This window comes from Microbacterium sp. MYb66 (genome assembly GCF_002979435.1).
Classification (GTDB): Bacteria; Actinomycetota; Actinomycetes; order Actinomycetales; family Microbacteriaceae; genus Microbacterium.
Map to the genome: position 1 here is coordinate 140,539 of NZ_PCOV01000004.1, position 20,455 is coordinate 160,993.

The 20,455-nt window shown below is 67.3% G+C and carries 21 protein-coding genes and 1 tRNA gene; 19 read left to right on the forward strand and 3 right to left on the reverse strand.

Features of this window, described 5'->3' with window-relative positions:
• Positions 1-73: 73 nt before the first annotated feature.
• Positions 74-754, reverse strand: a complete 681-nt coding sequence (locus CQ045_RS10675) for a YqaJ viral recombinase family protein (protein ID WP_105723492.1) — start codon at positions 752-754, stop codon at positions 74-76.
• 414 nt (positions 755-1,168) lie between these two features.
• Here CQ045_RS10675 and rplJ point away from each other — a divergent pair, with 414 nt between their 5' ends.
• Both rplJ and rplL read left to right on the forward strand, forming a co-directional pair.
• Positions 1,169-1,657: a 50S ribosomal protein L10 gene (gene rplJ, locus CQ045_RS10680; protein WP_017829129.1), complete on the forward strand. Its 489-nt coding sequence runs from the start codon at positions 1,169-1,171 to the stop codon at positions 1,655-1,657.
• Positions 1,658-1,705: 48 nt separating this feature from the next.
• On the forward strand, positions 1,706-2,089 hold the full coding sequence (gene rplL, locus CQ045_RS10685; RefSeq protein WP_017829128.1) for a 50S ribosomal protein L7/L12: 384 nt from the start codon (positions 1,706-1,708) through the stop codon (positions 2,087-2,089).
• Between the two features lie 73 nt (positions 2,090-2,162).
• On the opposite strand, the gene CQ045_RS10690 is transcribed toward rplL, so the two are convergent.
• On the reverse strand, positions 2,163-3,167 hold the full coding sequence (locus tag CQ045_RS10690) for a LacI family DNA-binding transcriptional regulator (protein WP_105723494.1): 1,005 nt from the start codon (positions 3,165-3,167) through the stop codon (positions 2,163-2,165).
• A 288-nt stretch (positions 3,168-3,455) separates the two neighbouring features.
• Between CQ045_RS10690 and CQ045_RS10695 the strand changes: the two genes are divergently transcribed.
• The 8 genes from CQ045_RS10695 to CQ045_RS10730 all read left to right on the forward strand — a co-directional run bounded on the left by CQ045_RS10695 (position 3,456) and on the right by CQ045_RS10730 (position 12,531).
• Positions 3,456-4,775, forward strand: a complete 1,320-nt coding sequence (locus CQ045_RS10695; protein WP_105723496.1) for an ABC transporter substrate-binding protein — start codon at positions 3,456-3,458, stop codon at positions 4,773-4,775.
• A gap of 103 nt (positions 4,776-4,878) precedes the next feature.
• Positions 4,879-6,018, forward strand: coding sequence for a carbohydrate ABC transporter permease (locus CQ045_RS10700; RefSeq protein ID WP_105723498.1), 1,140 nt, complete (start codon positions 4,879-4,881; stop codon positions 6,016-6,018).
• Positions 6,015-6,974, forward strand: coding sequence for a carbohydrate ABC transporter permease (locus CQ045_RS10705; RefSeq protein ID WP_105723500.1), 960 nt, complete (start codon positions 6,015-6,017; stop codon positions 6,972-6,974). The genes CQ045_RS10700 and CQ045_RS10705 overlap by 4 nt, the downstream gene beginning before the upstream one ends.
• 97 nt (positions 6,975-7,071) lie before the next feature.
• Positions 7,072-8,448, forward strand: a complete 1,377-nt coding sequence (locus CQ045_RS10710; protein ID WP_105723502.1) for a cystathionine beta-synthase — start codon at positions 7,072-7,074, stop codon at positions 8,446-8,448.
• A gap of 74 nt (positions 8,449-8,522) precedes the next feature.
• Entirely contained in the window at positions 8,523-9,677 is a 1,155-nt protein-coding gene (locus CQ045_RS10715) for a cystathionine gamma-synthase (protein ID WP_105723504.1), read from the forward strand.
• 130 nt (positions 9,678-9,807) lie between these two features.
• Positions 9,808-11,238 carry a multidrug effflux MFS transporter gene (locus tag CQ045_RS10720; protein ID WP_374955021.1) on the forward strand — a complete coding sequence of 477 codons (1,431 nt, stop codon included), beginning with the start codon at positions 9,808-9,810 and terminating at the stop codon, positions 11,236-11,238.
• A gap of 31 nt (positions 11,239-11,269) precedes the next feature.
• A complete protein-coding gene (locus CQ045_RS10725) occupies positions 11,270-11,899 on the forward strand; it encodes a phosphatase PAP2 family protein (RefSeq protein ID WP_258131033.1) in 630 nt (209 codons plus the stop codon).
• A gap of 29 nt (positions 11,900-11,928) precedes the next feature.
• Positions 11,929-12,531 (forward strand): GNAT family N-acetyltransferase, encoded by a 603-nt coding sequence (locus tag CQ045_RS10730; RefSeq protein ID WP_105723508.1) that lies wholly within the window; start codon positions 11,929-11,931, stop codon positions 12,529-12,531.
• 80 nt (positions 12,532-12,611) lie between these two features.
• Here CQ045_RS10730 and CQ045_RS10735 read toward each other — a convergent pair.
• Positions 12,612-12,699 (reverse strand) — tRNA-Ser (locus CQ045_RS10735).
• Positions 12,700-12,878: 179 nt separating this feature from the next.
• Between CQ045_RS10735 and mpaB (CQ045_RS10740) the strand changes: the two genes are divergently transcribed.
• From mpaB (CQ045_RS10740) to mpaP, 9 genes are all read left to right on the forward strand, one after another.
• The gene (gene mpaB / locus CQ045_RS10740; protein ID WP_105723510.1) at positions 12,879-13,955 is read left to right on the forward strand and encodes a daptide biosynthesis RiPP recognition protein; all 1,077 of its coding nucleotides are present in this window, start codon (positions 12,879-12,881) and stop codon (positions 13,953-13,955) included.
• Positions 13,952-15,004: a daptide biosynthesis RiPP recognition protein gene (gene mpaB / locus CQ045_RS10745; RefSeq protein WP_258131034.1), complete on the forward strand. Its 1,053-nt coding sequence runs from the start codon at positions 13,952-13,954 to the stop codon at positions 15,002-15,004. Before mpaB (CQ045_RS10740) ends, mpaB (CQ045_RS10745) begins: the two co-directional genes overlap by 4 nt.
• A complete protein-coding gene (mpaD, locus tag CQ045_RS10750) occupies positions 15,001-16,260 on the forward strand; it encodes a daptide-type RiPP biosynthesis aminotransferase (RefSeq protein ID WP_105723512.1) in 1,260 nt (419 codons plus the stop codon). The genes mpaB (CQ045_RS10745) and mpaD overlap by 4 nt, the downstream gene beginning before the upstream one ends.
• A complete protein-coding gene (mpaC, locus tag CQ045_RS10755) occupies positions 16,257-17,447 on the forward strand; it encodes a daptide-type RiPP biosynthesis dehydogenase (RefSeq protein WP_105723762.1) in 1,191 nt (396 codons plus the stop codon). The genes mpaD and mpaC overlap by 4 nt, the downstream gene beginning before the upstream one ends.
• Positions 17,448-17,459: 12 nt before the next feature.
• The gene (gene mpaA1, locus CQ045_RS19055) at positions 17,460-17,582 is read left to right on the forward strand and encodes an MpaA1 family daptide-type RiPP (protein ID WP_258131035.1); all 123 of its coding nucleotides are present in this window, start codon (positions 17,460-17,462) and stop codon (positions 17,580-17,582) included.
• 41 nt (positions 17,583-17,623) lie between these two features.
• Positions 17,624-17,749, forward strand: a complete 126-nt coding sequence (gene mpaA2, locus CQ045_RS19060; protein ID WP_258131036.1) for an MpaA2 family daptide-type RiPP — start codon at positions 17,624-17,626, stop codon at positions 17,747-17,749.
• Positions 17,750-17,784: 35 nt separating this feature from the next.
• Positions 17,785-17,904 carry an MpaA3 family daptide-type RiPP gene (gene mpaA3 / locus CQ045_RS19120; RefSeq protein WP_308737017.1) on the forward strand — a complete coding sequence of 40 codons (120 nt, stop codon included), beginning with the start codon at positions 17,785-17,787 and terminating at the stop codon, positions 17,902-17,904.
• An 86-nt stretch (positions 17,905-17,990) separates the two neighbouring features.
• Positions 17,991-18,794 carry a daptide-type RiPP biosynthesis methyltransferase gene (gene mpaM, locus CQ045_RS10760; RefSeq protein WP_258131037.1) on the forward strand — a complete coding sequence of 268 codons (804 nt, stop codon included), beginning with the start codon at positions 17,991-17,993 and terminating at the stop codon, positions 18,792-18,794.
• Positions 18,781-20,454 (forward strand): daptide biosynthesis intramembrane metalloprotease, encoded by a 1,674-nt coding sequence (gene mpaP / locus CQ045_RS10765; RefSeq protein ID WP_308737018.1) that lies wholly within the window; start codon positions 18,781-18,783, stop codon positions 20,452-20,454. The genes mpaM and mpaP overlap by 14 nt, the downstream gene beginning before the upstream one ends.
• Position 20,455 lies beyond the last annotated feature (1 nt).

A 20,455-nucleotide genomic window follows, 5' to 3' on the forward strand; every position in this document is an offset into this window, starting at 1 on the left:
CTGGCTCAGCCGCCCGAACCGGCAGGGCGCGATGACGGCAGGCGCCTGCCGTGGAGCGGAGGGGAAGGATCGCTCAGTCGGCGAGTGCCAGTGCGCGGAAGGCGTCGCGTTCGCGGAGCTGATCGCGGCGGCTGGCCGCGGCATCCGTCGCCCTGCTCGGCACCTGCTGGCCGGTGGTGCGGCGATAGAGCTCGTCGATGAGGTCGGTGGCGAGACCGACGAGCTTGGCGATCTCGCGGTCGTCGCGGTCGATCCACACGCAGCGGGGCTCGTCGTGGATCGGCGAGAAGTCGACGTGCTCCTCCCAGACGAACAGTGTCCGCTCGGCACCCAGCACATGCTGCTGCCACCACACCTGGCGCAGGTATGTGCGGGGGATGCCTCGGAACGCCTTGTTCGTGGTCTTGATCTCGGCGAGCTTGACGCGCCCGTCGGCATCGACCGCGATGCCGTCGGGGGTGGCGAGATGGCGATGCTCGACCTCGGCCCGGAAGAGGGCGGACGACGGGAGGATGCCGTGGGTCGCGGCGACCCAGGCGGCGATCTCGGGCTCGCGGCGTCGGCCGTGATCGGTGTAGGCGTTTCCGCCGAAGCGCGGTCCGCCGCCGAGCTTGGAGTCCGCAGCCCTGGTGATCGACTTCTCGGAGGTGAGGCCTGCGACGTCGGTGGCGGTGATCCCGCGCGATCGTGCCCGCATCCACGCCACACGGTCGCGAGAGTCCGCGACGATGCGTGCGGCGAGTTCCGGGGTCACCCTTCGACCCTAACCCCGCCCGCGGACCCTCCTCACTCGTACACGCCGCCTTCTCCCGCCCCGCCCTCGCCGAGTGCGACGGCCGGGGCAAGTACCTGGACGATGAGTTGCGAGGCGAGCGCACAAAGAGGGGTAGCTCGATGACCAGTCGGGAGGGATGAGGGGCGGCTCGATCCCCGAGGTCAGGGCGGATTTGGGGGGAGAGGGGAGGTGAGGTAGAGTTGTCGCAACCGAAGACCGCTGGTCATCACGTGTGCGCAAGTACGCATGATCGAAGCTCTGCACAGCAGGGGCCCGCGCAGGACACGAACTTTCCAAAGCTCCGTGCGCTTGCGCCGGAGCTTTTCTCTTTGCAGGTGGTCAAGGTCGGCGCCTCACCACCGTGCGGCGCCTCGTACACACCAAGGAGTGACCATGGCGCAGAAGGATGCATCGGTCGCCGAGCTCACGAAGTCATTCGAGAACTCGACTGCCGTTCTGCTGACCGAGTACCGCGGTCTGACGGTTGCCCAGCTCAAGGAGCTGCGCAACAGCATCCGTCAGGACGCTGAGTACGCCGTGGTGAAGAACACGCTGACCAAGATCGCCGCCAACAAGGCTGGCATCTCCGCGCTGGACGACGACCTCAAGGGTCCGTCGGCTGTCGCGTTCGTGCACGGTGACTTCGTCGCCACCGCCAAGGCTCTGCGTGACTTCGCCAAGGCCAACCCGCTTCTCGTGATCAAGTCCGGCATCTTCGAGGGCAACGCCCTCACCGCGGACGAGGTCAACAAGTACGCCGCGCTCGAGAGCCGTGAGGTTCTGCTGGCGAAGGCTGCGGGCATGATGAAGGCGACGATGGGCAAGGCTGCCGCCACCATCGATGCTCTTCGCGAAAAGCTGGAGACCGCAGAGGCCGCGTAAGCGGCCTGCGATCTCGTCTACAAACCCCATCTATCTAGGAGATACATCATGGCGAAGCTTTCCACCGAGGAACTGCTCGAGCAGTTCGCCGGCCTGACCCTCATCGAGCTCAACGAGTTCGTGAAGGCGTTCGAGGAGAAGTTCGAGGTCACCGCTGCTGCTCCCGTCGCCGTTGCCGGCGCTGCGGGTGGCGCGGGCGCTGCTGAGGCTGAGGAAGAGAAGGACTCCTTCGACGTCATCCTCGAGGCTGCTGGCGACAAGAAGATCCAGGTCATCAAGACCGTCCGCGAGCTCACCTCACTGGGTCTCGGCGAGGCCAAGGCTGTCGTCGACGGTGCCCCGAAGGCCGTCCTTGAGGGCGCCAACAAGGAGACCGCCGAGAAGGCCAAGGCTGCTCTCGAAGAGGCAGGCGCAACGGTTACCCTCAAGTAATCGCGACGCTCACGCGTTTTCCACGAAGGCCCCGGGTTCGCCCGGGGCCTTCGTGCATTCCCGGATGACGCGGTCAGCGCGGCGGCGCGGTCGAGTTGCGCACCACGAGGGCGGATGCCGCGTCGATGCGTTCGAGCGGGGCGTCCGACTGATCCATCCGCCTCGTCAGAAGGCGCACCGCCTCGTGCCCCTGTTCTCTCGGGGACTGGCCGATCGTCGTCAACGCGAACATGTCGGCGTGCTCGTGGTCGTCGATGCCGACCACGCTGAGCTCCGTCGGTACGGCGATGCCCAGGCGTCGGGCGGCGATGATCGCCCCGATCGCCGCCTCGTCGCACACTCCGACGATGGCGGTGGGCCTGCGTCGTCGGTCTCCGAGGAGACCCGCCGCCGCGGTGTAGCCGCCGGGCATGGTGGGGGCGGCTCCGGCGACCCGGGCGTGCGCGGAGAGTCCCGCGGCCTGCAGGGCGCCGTGATATCCGTCGAGCCTGCGCGCATCTCCGAAGCTCAGCTCCGTGGCATCCGTCGATCCGCCGACGAAGGCGATGTCGGTGTGGCCGAGCTCGATCAGGTGCTCGGTGGCGATGCGCGCGGCCGCGGTGTCGTCGATGGAAACCGCACTCGAGCCCGCGCTGTACGGGCCGACGCTGACGAGTGGACGCCCGGTGTGCTGAAGACGCTCGAGCTCGCGCGCGCTCGGCTGGATGCCGACCGCGATGATGCCGTCGAAGCGACGCCGGGGGAGGACATGCTCGAACAGGCGCTCCCTGGTCTGGGTTCCCTCGGGGACGCCGTAGAGGGCGAGGTCGTAGTCGAGGGCGAACAGCGACTCCTGGATGCCGGCGAGCAGCTCGGCGAAGAACCACCGGTCGACCGGGGGCATGACGATCCCGACGGTCTGGGTGCGGCCGGTGGCGAGACTCGTGGCGGAGGAGTGGGCGACGTAGGCGAGGTCTCGGGCGGCGTCGGTCACGCGCAGACGCGTGTCGTCGGAGACATATCCCCGGCCGCTCAGGGCACGGCTCGCTGTGGCCTTCGACACCCCGGCACGCGCCGCGACGTCCGCGATCGTGCTCATCGGTCCTCCTCGACCTGATCACGCGGCTGCGTGGACCCGGCGCGGTGGGGGCGCGCCGGGTGACAGCGTAGCCTCTGCCCTCTCAAAAAGGAACCGGTTCCATACCCGTGGCGAGGGAGCGCTCCCATTCCGGACCGACTTGTGTGTCGAAAGGTTGTGAGCTTGTGACCCTTGCGTGTTGTGTCGCGGTGCGCAGGGACAGTAGGTTGGCCTGGAATCGGTTCCCTAACGATGCCGCGGCGTGGCATCGCACGAGGCGGGACCCTGTACTCGAAGAGGAGAATTCACATGACTCTGTCACAGCGTTCCCGGCGTTACGCGCCGATCGCCCTGCTGGGGGTCGCGGGCATCGCGCTCGCCGGATGCGGGGCTCCCGGTGGTGGATCGGACGGCGGCGGTGGAGGCGGCGGCGGAGACAACACCGTCACGATCTACGGCACGATCGTCGAGGGCGAAGCAGAACTCCTCGCGGAATCCTGGGCGGATTTCGAGAAGGAGAACGACATCGAGATCAAGTACGAGGGCAGCCAGGACTTCGAGACGCAGCTCGGCACCCGTGCACAGGGTGGCAACCCGCCCGACATCGCGATCTTCCCGCAGCCGGGTCTGTTCGCCGACTACGCGTCGCGTGACCTGCTGAAGCCGGCTCCGGAGGCGGTCAAGAAGAACGCCGAAGAGTACTGGACGCAGGGCTGGGTCGACTTCGGCACTTACGACGGCACGTTCTACGGCGCACCCCTGATGGCGAGCGTCAAGGGCTGGGTCTGGTACTCGCCGACCAAGTTCGCCGAATGGGGTGTCGAGGAGCCGACCAGCTGGGACGAGCTGCTGACGCTCACGCAGACCATCAAGGACAAGAGCGGCGCGGCCCCGTGGTGCGCCGGCTTCGAGTCCGGTGTCGCGACCGGCTGGCCGGGTACCGACTGGATCGAAGACCTCGTGCTCCGCAACGCGGGCCCCGACGTCTACGACCAGTGGGTCAAGAACGAGATCCCCTTCACCGACCCGCAGATCAAGGAGGCGTTCGACGCCACGGGTGAGATCCTGCTGAACCCGGAGTACGTCAACGCCGGCTTCGGCGACGTGCGTTCGATCAACTCCACCGCGTTCGGTGACGTGGCCGCGAAGGTTGCCAGCGGCGAGTGCGCGCTCACCCACCAGGCCTCGTTCCTGTCGGGCTTCTACCCCGAGGGCACGAACTTCGCCGAGGACGGCGACGTGTGGGCGTTCCTGACGCCGAGCCCGAACCCGGACGAGACCCTCATCACCGGTGGTGGCGAGATCGTCGGTGCGTTCAGCGACTCCGAGGCGACGCAGAAGGTGCTCGAGTACCTGTCCAGCCCCGAGTGGGCCAACAGCCGTCTCGCCCTCGGTGGCGTGACGTCGGCCAACAAGGGCGTCGACCTGTCGGTCGTCGAGGACCCGATCCTGCAGGAGTCGATCAAGCTGCTCCAGGACGACTCGGTCACGTTCCGCTTCGACGGTTCGGACCAGATGCCGGGCGCTGTCGGGTCCGGCACCTTCTGGAAGGGAATCGTCGCCTGGATCAACGGGACCTCCACCGATGAGGTGCTGACCCAGATCGAGACCGGCTGGCCTTCCAGCTGATCTGATGAGGAGGGCCGCCCCGATGGGCGGCCCTCCTTCTCACACCCGGTCAGCGCTCCGCCGCGCCGACCGCTGATCAGCTCCGTCTCATGAAGGGGAATCCATGAACGCGACTGTGTTCTTCCAATGGATCGGGACACTCCCGCCGATCCTCCAGGCCCTCGCCGTGGTCATCGCATTCGCGGTGGTCGTGGTGATCATCCTGCTGCTCGTCGACATCGCGCCGCGCAAGGGCGCGCTCTACACCGGCATCCGCCTCGCGATGTGCCTGCTCATCCCGCTCGCGGTGATGTGGTTCTTCAACTCCTACTACTGGGCGATGGGAGTCGCGGTCGCCGTCGGCGCCCTGTTCTTCTTCCTGGACTACCGGTCCCGCGACGGCGCGGGATACCTGATCCAGCTCGTGGCGTTCATGGCCCCGGCCATGCTGCTGCTCCTCGCCGGCCTCATCCTGCCGTCGATCCAGACCGTCTACGCGTCGTTCTGGAACTCGACCGGCAGCGACTTCGTCGGCTTCTCCAACTATCTGTGGATCTTCACGCAGTCCGACGGCGTGACCTCGGTGATCAACACGATCGTGTGGGTGCTGCTGGTCCCGACGCTCTCCACGATGATCGGCCTCGGGTACGCGGTGTTCATCGATCGGACTCGCGGCGAGAAGATCTACAAGCTGCTGGTGTTCATGCCGATGGCGATCTCGTTCGTGGGTGCCAGCATCATCTGGCGCTTCGTGTACGCCTACCGCGGCCCGGAGTTCGAGCAGATCGGTCTGCTGAACCAGATCCTGGTCTGGTTCGGCGGCGAGTCGCAGCAGTTCCTGCTGAACGGCCCGTGGAACAACCTGGCGCTCATCGTGGTGCTGATCTGGGTGCAGACCGGTTTCGCGATGGTCGTGCTCTCGGCATCCATCAAGGGCGTTCCGGCCGAGCTTCTCGAAGCGGCGGAGCTCGATGGTGCGAACGCCTGGGAGCGCTTCAAGTCGGTGACGATCCCCTCGATTCGTCCGGCGCTCATCGTCGTGCTGACCACGATCTCGATCGCCTCCCTGAAGGTGTTCGACATCGTCCGGACGATGACCGGTGGAAACTACGGCACGTCGGTGCTCGCGAACGAGATGTACACCCAGTTCTCGAAGTTCGAGGCGGGACGCAGCGCTGCGCTCTCCGTCATCCTGTTCATCCTGGTGCTGCCGATCGTCATCTACAACGCACGCCAGATCAAGAAGCAGCGGGAGATCCGATGACCGACACCGTGAAGACAGCCACCCGCGACAGCACGCGGGCCATCACGACCGCAGGCCGGTTCGATGCTTCCGCCGGACGCGCACGCAAGCGTCTCAGCCGGCCCTGGGCGAGTGTCGCCGCGATCCTCATCGCCGTGGTCTGGACCGTTCCCACGCTCGGCCTGTTCATCTCGTCGTTCCGCGACCGGGAAGCGATCGAGACCACCGGCTGGTGGACGGTCTTCACCGACCCGCGGCTGACGCTCGACAACTACGCGGCGGTGCTGCAGTCCGGCACCACCCAGCTGACGATCCTGGAGTCCTTCTTCAACTCGATCGTCATCACCATCCCGGCCACGCTCATCCCGCTGATGATCGCGGCGATGGCCGCGTACGCGTTCTCCTGGATCGAGTTCAAGGGACGCAACGCGCTGTTCATCTTCGTGTTCGCACTGCAGATCGTTCCGATCCAGATGGCCCTGGTCCCGCTGCTGTCGTCGTTCTCGCGAGGCATCAACCTCTTCGGCGTCCAGGTGACGCTGGGACTCGATGTCGCGGGCGGCTACGCCCAGGTGTGGATTGCGCACACGATGTTCGCGCTGCCGCTGGCGATCTACCTGCTGCACAACTTCATGTCGGAGATCCCCGGCGAGATCATCGAGGCCGCTCGCGTCGATGGTGCGTCGCGCGGTCAGATCTTCTTCCGCGTGGTGCTGCCGCTCACGATGCCGGCGATCGCGTCGGTGGCGATCTTCCAGTTCCTCTGGGTCTGGAACGACCTGCTCGTCGCTCTGGTGTTCGCCGACGGCGCTGCCTCGCCGATCACCAAGGTGCTCGCCGAGATCACCGGTCGCGGTGAGGGCTGGTACCTGCTCACGGCGGGCGCGTTCGTGTCGATCATCGTGCCGCTGATCGTGTTCTTCGCGCTGCAGCGCTACTTCGTCCGTGGCCTGCTGGCCGGATCGACGAAGGGCTGACGCTTCGGAAGACACAGGGGGCCTTTCGTGAGAACGGATGCCGCGGTCGGGTGAAACACAACCCCGCCCGCGGCATCCGCGCGTCTACCCTGAAGGCATGAAGTACGCAGACTCCATCGTCGACCTCGTCGGCGACACGCCCCTCGTGAAGCTTCAGCATGTCACCGAGGGTGTCGCGTGCACGGTGCTCGTGAAGCTCGAGTACCTGAACCCCGGCGGCTCGTCGAAGGACCGGATCGCGGCGCGGATCATCGACGCCGCCGAGGCCGCCGGCGACCTGAAGCCGGGTGGGACGATCGTCGAGCCCACCAGCGGGAACACCGGCGTGGGGCTGGCGCTGGTGGCGCAGCAGCGCGGATACAAGTGCGTCTTCGTGCTGCCCGACAAGGTCGGTGAGGACAAGATCGACGTCTTGCGCGCCTATGGGGCGGAGGTCGTCGTGACCCCGACGTCGGTCGCTCCGGAGAGTCCGGAGTCGTATTACAGCGTGAGCGACCGGCTGGCCCGCGAGGTCCCCGGTGCGTTCAAGCCGAACCAGTACGAGAACCCGAACGGTCCGCGCAGCCACTACGAGACCACGGGGCCGGAGATCTGGCGCGACACGGACGGCGAGATCACCCACTTCGTGGCGGGCGTCGGCACGGGTGGCACGATCACCGGGACGGGCCGGTTCCTCCGCGAGGTCTCCGACGATCGGGTGCGCATCGTCGGCGTCGATCCCGAGGGCAGCGTCTACAGCGGCGGCACGGGGCGTCCGTATCTCGTCGAGGGCGTGGGGGAGGACATCTGGCCCGGCGCCTACGACCCGACGGTGCCGCATGAGATCGTGGCGGTCGGCGACGCCGAGGCGTTCGCGATGACCCGGCGGCTCGCCCGCGAGGAGGGCATCCTCGTCGGCGGTTCGAGCGGGATGGCCGTCGTCGGGGCGCTGCGCGTCGCGCGAGAACTGCCGGCCGATGCCGTCATGGTCGTGCTCCTCCCGGACGGCGGACGCGGCTACCTGGCGAAGATCTTCAACGACGGATGGATGCGCTCCTACGGTTTCAGCGACGTGGAGGACGGGGAGACGGTCGCCGACGTGCTCGCCGCCCGGCCTTCTCGCACAGGCGAGGGCATCCCCGACCTCGTGCACGCGCATCCCACGGACACCGTGCTCGAGGCGATCGGGATGATGACCGAGTACGACGTCTCCCAGCTGGTCGTGCTCAGCGCGGAGCCGCCCGTCATGATGGGCGAGGTCGTCGGCACGGTCGACGAGAAGGGACTGCTCGATCTGCTCTTCCGCGGCGAGGCGAACCCGACCGACGCCGTGGGCGCGCACGTGGGGGAGCGACTCCCGCTCATCGGCATCCACGCCTCGGTCGGCCAGGCCAGGGGCGCGCTCGCCGAGGCCGATGCGCTGCTGGTCACGGAAGACGGCAAGCCGCACACCGTGCTGACGCGGCAGGATCTGCTGGCGTACCTGTCGCGCTGAGCGGCAGCAGCGCCGGCCGACCCGGGGCGTAACGGGACGACCTCTGCCGCGAGCACGGACGTAGGCTGAGGGACATGTCCGACCACGCTTTCGCCACCCGAGCCATCCACGCGGGACAAGCTCCCGATCCGACGACCGGGGCGATCATCCCGCCGATCTACCAGTCGTCCACGCACGTGCAGGACGGCATCGGGGGCTTCCGCGAAGGCTACGAGTACAACCGCGCCGGCAACCCCACGCGCTCCTCGCTCGAGACGCAGCTCGCCGCGCTCGAGGGCGGCGCGAGCGCCCTCTCGTTCGCCTCAGGACTCGCGGCGGAGGACGCGCTGCTGCGGGGCATCCTGAAGCCAGGGGACCACGTCCTGCTCGGCAACGACGTCTACGGCGGAACGTACCGGCTGCTCACCAAGGTCCTGGCGCCCTGGGGCATCGACACGACCACGGTCGAGCTCTCCGATGTCGACGTGCTCCGGGCCGCGATCCGCCCCGAGACGAAGATCGTCTGGCTGGAGACGCCGAGCAACCCGCTGCTGAAGATCGTCGACATCGCACTGATCGCCGAGATCGCGCACGCGGCCGGGGCGATCGTGGTCGTGGACAACACGTTCGCCTCGCCGGCACTGCAGCAACCCCTGGCCCTCGGCGCCGACCTGGTCGTGCACTCCACGACGAAGTACCTCGGCGGACACTCCGACGTGCTCGGCGGCGCCGTCGTGTTCGGCGACGACCGCTTCTTCGACCAGGTGAAGTTCCAGCAGTTCGCGGTCGGCGCGGTCTCCGCGCCCCTGGACGCCTGGCTGACCACCCGCGGCATCAAGACCCTGGCGCTGCGGATGCGTCAGCACTCCGAGAACGCGCAGGCGATCGCCGAGTGGGCAGCCGCACGCCCCGAGTTCGCGCAGGTGTTCTTCCCCGGACTCGCCTCGCACCCGGGCCACGAGATCGCCGCGAAGCAGATGAGCGGATTCGGCGGGATGCTCTCGCTCGGGCTCGCCGCGGGCGCCGACGCTGCACGGGCTTTCGCCGAGAGCACCTCGCTGTTCCAGCTCGCGGAGTCGCTCGGGGGCGTCGAGTCCCTCATCGGGTACCCGCCGGACATGACCCACGCGTCGGTCCGCGGCACCGAGCTCGCGGTGCCCGAGAACGTCGTGCGGCTCTCGGTCGGCATCGAGGACATCGGCGACCTGATCGCCGACCTCGAGCAGGGCCTCGCTCGCATCGCCCGCTGACGCCCCGCTCGACAGGAGCAGAGACGCACCTCCGGCACGCGCCGGGGGTGCGTTCTCGATCCCGGCGCTGGACGGGCGGGGGCGGGGCGGCGGTAACATGGGGTCTTCCCCTGGCCGAATCGATTCGACCATGCACGCCCCGAAACTCTGGAAGGACGTCGTGTCCGACGCTCCCCGCACTGACTCCATCCCCGTCGCACGACCGGAGCAGCCCTCCACCGACACCGCCCCGACTCCGCAGCCCGAGCGCACCCTGACGGGGAGCATCCGCACCTCCACCGCCACCGGCGCCATCCGCACGCTCGGTGCGAACCCGGCGACCGCGCCGATCATGCTGCACCCGGGAGACGCGATCTCCCTCGGTCGCCGGACGCTCTACATCATCCTGTTGGGCGCCCTCACCGCCCTCGGTCCGTTCACGATCGATCTGTATCTCCCCGCCTTCCCGGTGCTGGAGGAGGATTTCCAGACCACGGCCGCCGCCATCCAGCTGACCCTGACCGGCACCATGATCGGGTTCGCACTCGGACAGCTCGTCGTCGGTCCGCTCAGCGACAAGGTCGGACGCCGGGTGCCGCTGATCGCGGTCACCGCCCTGCACGTCCTCGCCAGTGTGGGCGCGGCGTTCGCACCGGACCTCGGGCTGCTCAGCGCCGCCCGGGTGCTCATGGGCGTCGGCGCGGCGGCCGGCGGTGTCGTGGCCATGGCGATCGTCCGCGACCTGTTCGGCGGGCGCCGGCTGGTCGTCATGCTCTCGCGCCTCGCCCTGGTCTCCGGCGTCGCGCCCGTCATCGCCCCTCTCATCGGCTCGTGGCTGCTGACGCTCATGCCCTGGCGCGGGATCTTCGGGGTGCTCGCGGCCTACGGCGTGGTGATGCTGCTCTCGACGATCCTGTTCGTCCCGGAGACGCTGCCCGTGGCACGGCGACAGGACCGCGGCGGTGCCACCATGCTGCAGCGCTACCGTTCGGTGCTCTCGGACCGGGTGTTCCTCGGCGTGCTCGTGATCGGCGGCATGACCTTCTCCGGCCTGTTCTCGTACCTGTCGGCTTCGCCCTTCCTGTTCCAGGTGACACACGGGCTCGATGCGCAGCAGTACGGCATGCTGTTCGCCGTGAACTCGCTCGGCGTCGTCGTCGGCGTGCAGACCGCTTCCCGACTCGCCGCGCGGTTCGGGCCGCAGTGGGTGATGGCCTACTCGACCGCGGTGCTGCTTCTCGCCGGAATCGCGATCATCGTCACCGATCAGCTCGGGCTCGGGCTGTGGGGCACGGTCATCCCGCTGTTCGTCTTCATGACCGCGTGCGGCTTCACCTTCCCGAACGTCCAGGTGCTGGCGCTGGACCGCCACGGCAAGGCGGCCGGCACGGCGGCGTCGATCATCGGAGCCACGAACTTCGGCGTCGCCGGACTCATCTCCCCGGTCGTCGGCTGGCTCTCGCACGACGCCGGCATCACCGCGACGACCATGGCCTCGGTCATGGTCGGCTGTGCCGCCATCGGCATCCTCTCGCTGTGGTTCGTCGTGCGTCCGCGCAGTGTCGGCATGCTCACTCCCTGAGTGCTCAGGAGTCATCCGACAGAATGGGACGATGAACAGGCGGATGCTGCTGTGGTGGGGAGTGGGCCTCCTCGCGCTCGCAACGGTGCTCGGTGCCGTGGTGGTGTTCGCGTATCCGGAGACGCCCGGCTTCGACCGCTGGTGGAACGACACGGTCGCGGGCTTCCGGGCCGAATGGATGCTCGACTTCGCCCTCGCTCTGAACTGGATCGGCGGCGGCTGGGTCGCGATCCTCGGGGTGCCGGTCTTGGCGATCCTCGCCCTCGTGCTCGCGCGTCGGTGGCGGGGTGCGGTGTTCGCGGCCGCGTGCTTCGCCGCGAGCGCCGGAGCCGTCCAGCTCCTCAAGCAGCTGTTCGGGCGCGCGCGGCCGGACGACATGCTGGTGGTGAGCGACTACGGCTCCTTCCCGTCGGGGCACACCGCGAACGCCGCGACGATCGCACTCGTGCTCTGGGTCCTGTTCCCACGGGTGTGGGTCGCGATCGTCGGCGCGCTCTGGGTGCTCGCGATGGCCCTCTCGCGCACCTTCCTGTCGGTGCACTGGGCCACCGACACCCTCGGCGGGGCGATCGTCGGCGCGGGCGTGGTCCTGGTGCTCGCGGCCTGGCTGCTGCCGTGGGCTCAGCGGACGAAGGCGCAGGTCGACGCGCCGATAGGCTGAACGGACCCGATCCGTCCAGAGGAGCCTTCGTGTCGCGCATCCGTCCGTACCGCCCCACCGATCGTGCCGCGCTGTACGAGATCTGCGTGAAGACGGCCGATGCCGGAGCCGATGCGACCGGCATCCTCTCCGACGACTCGCTGTGGGGGGAGCTCTTCGCCGTCCCCTACGCCGAACGGCATTCGGACCTCGCGTGGATCGTCGAGAGCGACGACGAGCGAGCGATCGGCTACATCGTGGCGACGGACGACACCGACGCGTTCTACACCTGGTTCCGGGAGGAGTGGTGGCCGACGCTGCAGGAGCGGTACCCCCGCCCTTCGGTGGTCACCACGCGCGAAGACCGGATGGTCGACTACGGGTACACCCGTGCGCCGGGCATCGAGCCCAACGCCGCCGAGTACCCGGCGCACCTGCACATCGATCTGCTTCCGGAGACGCAGGGGCAGGGGCTCGGGCGGCGGCTCATGGAGACACTGTTCGCCGAGCTGACGCGCCGCGGGGTGCGCGGCCTGCATCTGGGGATCGACCCGAACAACGCCGGAGCAGCCGCGTTCTACGAGCGGCTCGGGATGACGCGACTCCCCGCAGCGCCCGGCGGGCAGATCTACGGCGTGCGCTTCGACGGCTGACGGCGGAGGGGGCGAATCCCCCGTACTCGAGGGAAACGCAAGAAGGGCCCCCGCTGGCGCGGAGACCCTTCTTGCGTTTCTGGCGGTGACGGCGGGATTCGAACCCGCGGTTGCTTGCACAACACACGCTTTCCAAGCGTGCTCCTTCGGCCGCTCGGACACGTCACCAAGGAACAACCTGTCCATCCTATCCGATCGGGGGAGGGCGGCGTGACAGGGGCGTCGCGCTCTGTGATGGCCGCTTCCGACGGACCTGTGGACGGAATATTGCATGTCACACGTCGCGTGTATAACCTCAAACGAGGACAGATCATCTTCAAAAGGGATTCGTGCTTCTGGGGGGAAACATGCAAGACAGCTCGACCACGGCGTCACGGCCCGGCCACCGCGCGGCGACCGCTTTCGAGCAGTACGTCACCGGCAGGCGAGGGATCGTCGAGGGTGCGGTGTTCTTTCTCGAATCCGGAGACCACCTCGACGAAGTGCTTCGCGTGGCAGAGCCCTGCGACGTCGTGATCGCGCCCGCCGCCGCCCTCGCACCACATGCGGATCCCCGGACCATCGGATACGACGGTTCTTACATGGAGCCTGGCGACGAGATCATCTTTGACGGGCGACGCGCCTTCGAGCTGCAGGACTACATCGCCCTCCCGTTCCTCTCCGTCGTCGGACCGACCGTCGTCCGCCAACGCTCCGCAGCAGGCATCGCCGCCTTCCTCAGCGATGCCGACACGGCGTGGGAGTCTGGAGTCTTCGTCGGACAGCTCCTGAGCGCCGATGTGCTGTTGGATTCCCGCGACTCCTTTCTCCCGGCTGACCCCGTCGGCGATTCTCTTGTACGAATCCATGTCACGCGTCGGGGTGAGTATCGAGACGGACCCGATGGGCTTCTCCTCGGGAAAGTGGGGGAGGAACGGGCCGACGTCGAACCGGAAGCAGCGTCGAGGGAGGGGCGCGGCCGATCATTCGCCGGGATCGTCGACCCGAGTGTCCTCGAGGCGGACCTCGACAACCGCCCGTGGTTCGAGCGCTATCTGGCGGCTCTCGACCTGCTGCGACTCTGGGCCAACGCGCCCGAGCGCCCCGCCATTTCCGGCTTCGGTGGCCACCTTGTCGCGGCGCTCGAGGAGGGCGGATCGTACCCCGCGGCACTGTCGCCACGCGCACCCTTCCTCGTCACGGGGGACGGCGATGAATACGTCCTGGTCGATCGGATCAACCGCAGACACTTACGTCTCACCGTCGATTCCGCGAGGGCGGCCGAATGTCTGATCGCCACGTCTGACGAGTCGGAGGCCGCGGCACTGCTTGCGATCGAACTCGGGAGCCGGGTGAGCAGTGTGACTCCGTTGGTGCGCGAGCTACGAGACAGATTCGCCGCGGCGGGGCTCGACGTCACGGCGATGCGGCGGGGTGGAGCATGACGCGGGACGAAGCGGCAGGCGTGGAGATGGACGCCGTCGGAGCCCGGGCGCTGCGGGACTGGATCACCGGATCGCGTGAACAGCACGCGCGGGTCTTTCTCGTCGAGCGCGGAGCTTCGGCGCGGAGCCTCAACACTGCGGCGGGCAAGGGGGACGTCGTTCTGCTGCCGGCGGACAGCGAGCCACATGCAGGACCCGCCACGGCCGTCCATTACGGCGGAGAGCTTCATGATGTCGGTGACGAGCTGTTCTTCGGCGAACGCAGAGTCGAGCTCCAGGACTATGTCGCAGCCGACTACGTGCAGATCGTCGGACCCACTGCAGTGTGCTTTTTCGATATGTCGAGTTGGCGTGCCTTCCTCGACGACGCTGAGCTCGCCCGCCAGACGGGCGTCTTTCCCTCAGCGTTGATCGACCACAGGATTCTCCTCGCGAACCGCGCAGCGCTCGACGACCCCGGTGCTCTCGAGGCTCCGAGCGCCATCCGAGTGAGTCCTGATGGCAGTGCCAGCATCGGTGTTCGAGGGCCCGTCATCGGCCACGTCGACGACCTGCACCGCTTGCTCACGGTCCCGCTTCCCCATGTTGCTGTGTGGGAAGACATCGCACCCAGGGAGGTCTTCCTCGCTGATCTCGCGAGTCGGAGATGGATCGGTCGATACCTCAACGCAACGGATCTCATGAAGATGCTCCGGCTCGCCAACGGTGCGGCGAAGATCGCGGGGTTCGGCTGGTCGCTGATCGACGATGCCCTCGACGATGCCGAACCGCGGACAAGCGATCCATTCTTGCTCGAGACGACAGAGGGCTTCCTGTTGGCCGACCCCACCACGCTGAGGCGCCAGCTGCTGTCACCTCTGACAGCCATGGTGGTCGCAGTCGTGCAGACTTCGAGCGCCCCTCAGCTCGCGGCGGAGCGCGTGGCGCGGCAGCTCGGCATTCCCGTGCCGGAGGCGGGATCCCTGTGCGGTGAGGCCCTTGCGGCTCTCGGCATACATTTCGGCAGCCGCGCTGCCTCCGTACGACGCATCACGGGAGTCGACGCATGACCGACCCGCACGCGCTGTGGACCTCGATGCTCCCGGCAGACGCGACTTTCACGCGTGACCGGATCGCCGTCGGCGCCGCCGGAAATCGAATCGAGTTCGCAGACGGCTCGACTCGGCTCTGCGCGACGAGTGGGCTATGGAACGCTCCACTCGGCTTCGGCAACCCCGCGGTCGCCGAAGCAGTGAGCAGGGCGACACATGATGCCTCGTACCTCTCCCTGTTCAGAGCGCCGCACAGGTACGCGGAAGTCGCGGCGGAGGCTCTCGTCGAACTGGCGAACCCGAGCAGGTACGGCCGTGTCATCTTCTCCACATCGGGCGGAGCAGCGAATGATGCGGCCGTGAAGCTGACACGGCAGTACTGGGCACAGAAGGGGGCCGGATCCCGCTCGCTCGTCGTCGGTCTGAAGGGCAGCTATCACGGCACCATGTACGGCAGTCACGCGCTGAGCGGCGATGACCTCCTCCAAGCGGTGTATTCGGTCGACCGCAGGTCAGTGCGGCACGTCTCGCACAGCGACGACGGGGAAGAGCTGGCGACATTGCTCTCACGCGAAGGCTCGCGGGTGGCCTCGGTGGTCGTCGAGCCCGTCCTCGGCAGCGGGGCGTACGCGCTCTCCGCTGCCTTCGTGTCCCGTCTTCTCGCTCTCCGAGAGGAGTACGGGTTCCTGATCGTGGCCGATGAGGTCGCGACAGGATTCGGCCGCACCGGGACGATGTTCGCCACTGACCGCTGGGCCGCCGCACCCGACGTCCTCATTCTCTCCAAAGCGCTGACGAACGGCGCGATGGGCGCCGCCGCACTCCTCATCGGGCACCGAGTGGCCTCCGAGTTCGTCCGAGGAGGCTGGACGTTCGTTCACGGCGAGACGCAGGCGGGCACACCCGCGTGCGCGGCGGCCATCGTCGCCGTCATCGAAGAACTGCACCGCATCGACGTGGAATCGGTGACCACGTCACTGGCCGACGACTTGTCGCAGCTCACGACGCGGTTGGTGTCGGACGGTGTCGTCGACCGGGTCGCGGGACGCGGCTGCTTCCTTGGACTGGAACTCCACGACCGAGACGGGAATCCGCTGTCCGGCCCCGAGGTTCTCCGCGTCGTCTCCGCAATCGCGGAGAAAGGCGTCGTCGTGCAGCCGGGACCGAGTTCGATCGAACTGATTCCCGCATATGGGTTCACCGCTGGCGAACTCATCGAGATGGATACGGCGGTGCGTGCGGGTGTCGTGCAGGCGTGGGAGCTCTCCGCATGACCCGGGAATCTGCCGAGCGCATTCCCACGCTGTGGCACGGGACAGGGCTGGCGCGCGAGAGGGTGGTATCCCTCACGGCAGGGCGCGAGACTCTCGTGATCGCGGATTCGGCCGTCACCGTTCCCCTGCTGGACGACTACTGCGCGCGGATGATCGCCGTCGACGCACTCGCGGTGGATGTCACGACGGTGACGGACATCGCACGCGAGATCGTTCGTCGTCCTCCCCGAGTCATCGTGGCGGTCGGCGGGGGGAGCATTCTCGATGCGAGCAAGATCGCGGCCCTGGCGCTCGCCCCCGGGCGGGTGTTCGATTACGCCGTCGGGCATGCATCGAGGTCAGCGCTGACCTTCTTGCCCGATTCGGCACCGCCCCTGGAAATCGTGGCGGTGCCGACGACGCTCGGCACTTCGTCGGAGACGAACAGCGTCAGCATCCTCAAGAACGAAATAGGTTACCGGCTCATCGTCGGGCGCTCTCTGAGACCGCGTCACGCGATCATCGATCCCTCCAACCTGATCACCCTCTCGCACGCCGCAGTCAGGGAAGGGGCGATGGAGGCGTTCCTGCGTCTGGCGGGTGCGTCGACGAGTTCGCGACGAAGCGCCAGGGCGAACGGCGACGCCGTCGCCCTCGGCAGGGCGCTCCTCGAAACGGCCGCTCGCGACTCGGTGTCCCCCGCGGGGAGGCTGCGTCTCGCTCGCTTGAGCGCAGCCACGCAGCGCACGGCGGCACTGCGCGGCGGCGACCCCTACAGCGCGCGCCACTGGTACCTCGCGAACGAGGTCGCCTTCCTGCTCGAGGTGCGCAAGATGGTCGCCACGGCCGCGGTCATCGCTGCGATCTGGCGTCGGATCTGCTCGGGAGACGCGAGGTGGGGCGATCGGGAGAGCCTTGAGGACTTCTGGACGAGGATCGCAGGCGGGGTGGCACTGCCCCTCCATCCACCCGCCGGCATCGCTGCGCTCATCGACCGCTGGGGGATCCCGTGTCCACGGCAGCCGAGCGCTCACGATACCGGCCGCATCTCCGCTGCCACAGAACGAGCATGGGGAAATCACCGACCGATGCTCCCAGGTCTCGTCGCACAGGACTTCTGCGACGTGCTCCGCGATTCCTGCTGGAGCCCTCAGCCGGTCGGCAACGCGTGCCGACCATCGACATTCGCATCGGAGGAGGTGAATTGAATGAACCACAGCATGGAAAAGCAGATCCACTTTCAAGAGCTGGAGGAGATGGATGCCCCCGACTGGGAGAGCTTCTACAGGGGCGTCGGAAGCGCTCTGATACTCATCGGGATCGGCGCGGCCGCTGCCACGTGATCTCATCGGCCGGATCAATCGACAAGAGAAAGGAAGTCAGCATGCAGGCCACAACCCCCAAGCTCGAGTTCACCGAACTCGAGGCTATGGAAGCACTGAACGACGCTGATGACTACATGCGGGGCTTCGCCGTTGGCGTGATCATCGGAATCCTCGCGCTGACGTAGGAGTCGCATTCGCATGTCGACCCAGGAGGTATGAATTGCAGACGAAGTCGCTGGAGTTCCAGGAACTCGAACAGATCGACTCACCGCTCGAATGGTGGGAGCACGCGAGCTACATCATCGCCATCATCGGCGGTGCGGCCGCGATCGCGACCTGACCGAGGGGTGCGGGCGCATCGCGCCCGCCCCCTATTGCTCCCCGCTGAGAGGCGATTGTTGAATGCAAGGTTTCATCACCGAAGCCATGTCGGCGCGACTGGAGATGGTCGGCGCAGTCCCGCAGGAGCTGGACCTGTACGCGGGCGCCGGCACCGATTTCTACGAGCGGCTGGTCGGTTCCGACCGCGCAGAGATTCGAGAAGTGCTGGCGCTCGCAAGAGACACCGCCGGTCCGATCCTCGATGTCGCTGCTGGCAGCGGGAGACTGACGATCCCTCTGGTGAGATCCGGTAAGCGAGTCACGGCCGTCGACCTCTCGGACGACATGCTCGCCCATCTGCGTCGTGCCCTGCCGGACCAGTCGACATGGGAGTGCGTCGTCGCGGACATGCGCGACTTCTCCCTGGGGCGTCGATACGGGCTCGTCGTCATCGGCGCGACATCCATCACGTTGCTCGACCGCGCGGGGAGATCGCTTCTCTACGCGAACGTGCAGCGTCACCTCGCGCCGGAAGGGGTGTTCGCCTTCACCGTCGCCGCAGGGGCGTCTGCGCACAGCCTCGCCGTGCCGAGGGAGCAAGAGATCAGGGTTCCCGGCACAGGCCAAGACGAGATCTATCTCTTCTCGCAGCAGGTGGAACCGGACGGCGCGGCCCGGGTGGTCAATTGGGTCCGTGCCTCTGACCTGACAGACGGCGGAGAAGTCACGGTTCTCACGAGTCGATTGCAGCTTCTCAGCCACGAAGTCCTCTCGAGAGAACTCGTTGAAGCCGGCTTCGACGAGCCCGCTGTATCTCCCGTTCGAACACACCTCGGAGCGGAGATCCTCCTTCTCAAGACTTCGTGGCCGGGAACTCTGGGGCTGGCGGATGGCGATGTTTCCGACTAGCTCGCTTCGGTGGCGGAAGAGATCCACAGCGACTCCGCTCACTGCCGGTGCGTGTCCGCTTCTGTCGTCCGGCGTCACGTTCGTGGGAGCCGACGATGAATCGATGGCGATAGCAGTGCTGCACGGCGTGCCTTCATCCCGGGTCTCGCCGCCGGTCGTCGCGCTGCTGTCGGCGATGGACGGCACGACCTCGCTGCAGGATCTGCATCTGCGCTTCGCCGCATCCGAGTCGTCCGAGAGCTTTCTCGAGCTGGTCGAGCGTTTCCGCGCCACGGGGCTGCTCGAGGGCGACACGAAGCTGCCGCCCGGTCGGCTGACCTATCGGCCCCCGTTCACGCTGCAGATCGCGACGCTTCGTGCGGCCGCCATCTTCGGTCGAGTGGACCGTCTGATCGCGCCCCTCTCACGCCAGGCGATTCTGGTACCCGTTGCCACCCTGCTCTGCCTGGGGTTCGTGGCCGCCGTCCTTCAGGCGAGAGCGCTGCTGAACGTCGTCACCACGCCTATACCCTTGGTGGCGATCGTGGTTCTCGTCGCCGTTCTCGCTTGCCTCACCCTGCTCCATGAGAGCGCCCACGGCCTCACACTCACGCGCTACGGTGGCAGGCCCCGGCGCGCTGGCGTCATGCTCTTCTACCTCGCTCCCGCCTTTTTCGTCGATGTGACGGATGGCTGGCGCCTGCCTCGCCGCCGGCAGCGCGTGGACGTGGCGCTTGCCGGACCGGCCGTCCACGCTGTGGTCGCCGCGATCGCACTCACGGCGGCACTGGTGGCTCCGCAACCGGTCGTCCGCGAGACCCTGCAGATCCTCGGTCTCTCCTGCACGGCCATCGTTCTCGTCAATCTGATCCCGTTCGTGCGGTTCGACGGGTATATCGCGCTCATGAGTGCGCTGGACGAGCCGAACCTCAGGAATCGGACGATTCGCGACGGAGCGAACTTCCTGACCCGCCTCCTCTTCGGCGGACGACGCATGAGCAAGAGCGTGAACACGTGGTGGAGCGTGCCGTTCGGCCTCGCGAGCCTCATCGCACCGATCGTGCTGGTGCTGTTCGCCGTCACACGCGCGGTCCGATCGCTGGCCGCGGGCGGACCGATTCTCGGGATGTTCGTGGTGGCGCTGGAAGCCGTCGTCGTGCTCGTCGGGATGGGGCTTTTGTGGAGGGCCCTGCACCGGGTGCTCCGGTCGGGCAGGTCGCGGCTGCGGTTCACCTCGGTCTGCGCCGCGCTGAGCGTGAGCATGGTGATCGCCGGAGCCTTGATCTCCGTTCCGACGACCGCCACATTCGGCTTCTCCACAGAAGGCGGCCGAGTGGTCCTTGTCCACGCCGACGGGCAGACGCCCGTGAAGATACGGGCCGGGACCCCTATCGTGCTCTTGAGCAGCGGCATCCTCGGGAGCCGGCAGGTCGGTGAAGGAACGGCAAGACCGCAGCGACCCGAAGCGACGAGGGTGCCGCTCGATGCTCTGGTCCCTGCAACGGCGGAGGGCGTGTCCGTCCCGGCAGTGTCCTTCGCCGAAGTGGATGTATCCGACAGAAGCGGGAGTCCTCCCGAGGCCGGGCAGGCGAGGGTCGAGCTCGGCGCGTCGAGTCTGTGGGAGTTCCTCTGGTTCACCGGCGTGATTCAGCCGCTGTCGGCCCACCCGAGCGAGAAGTAGG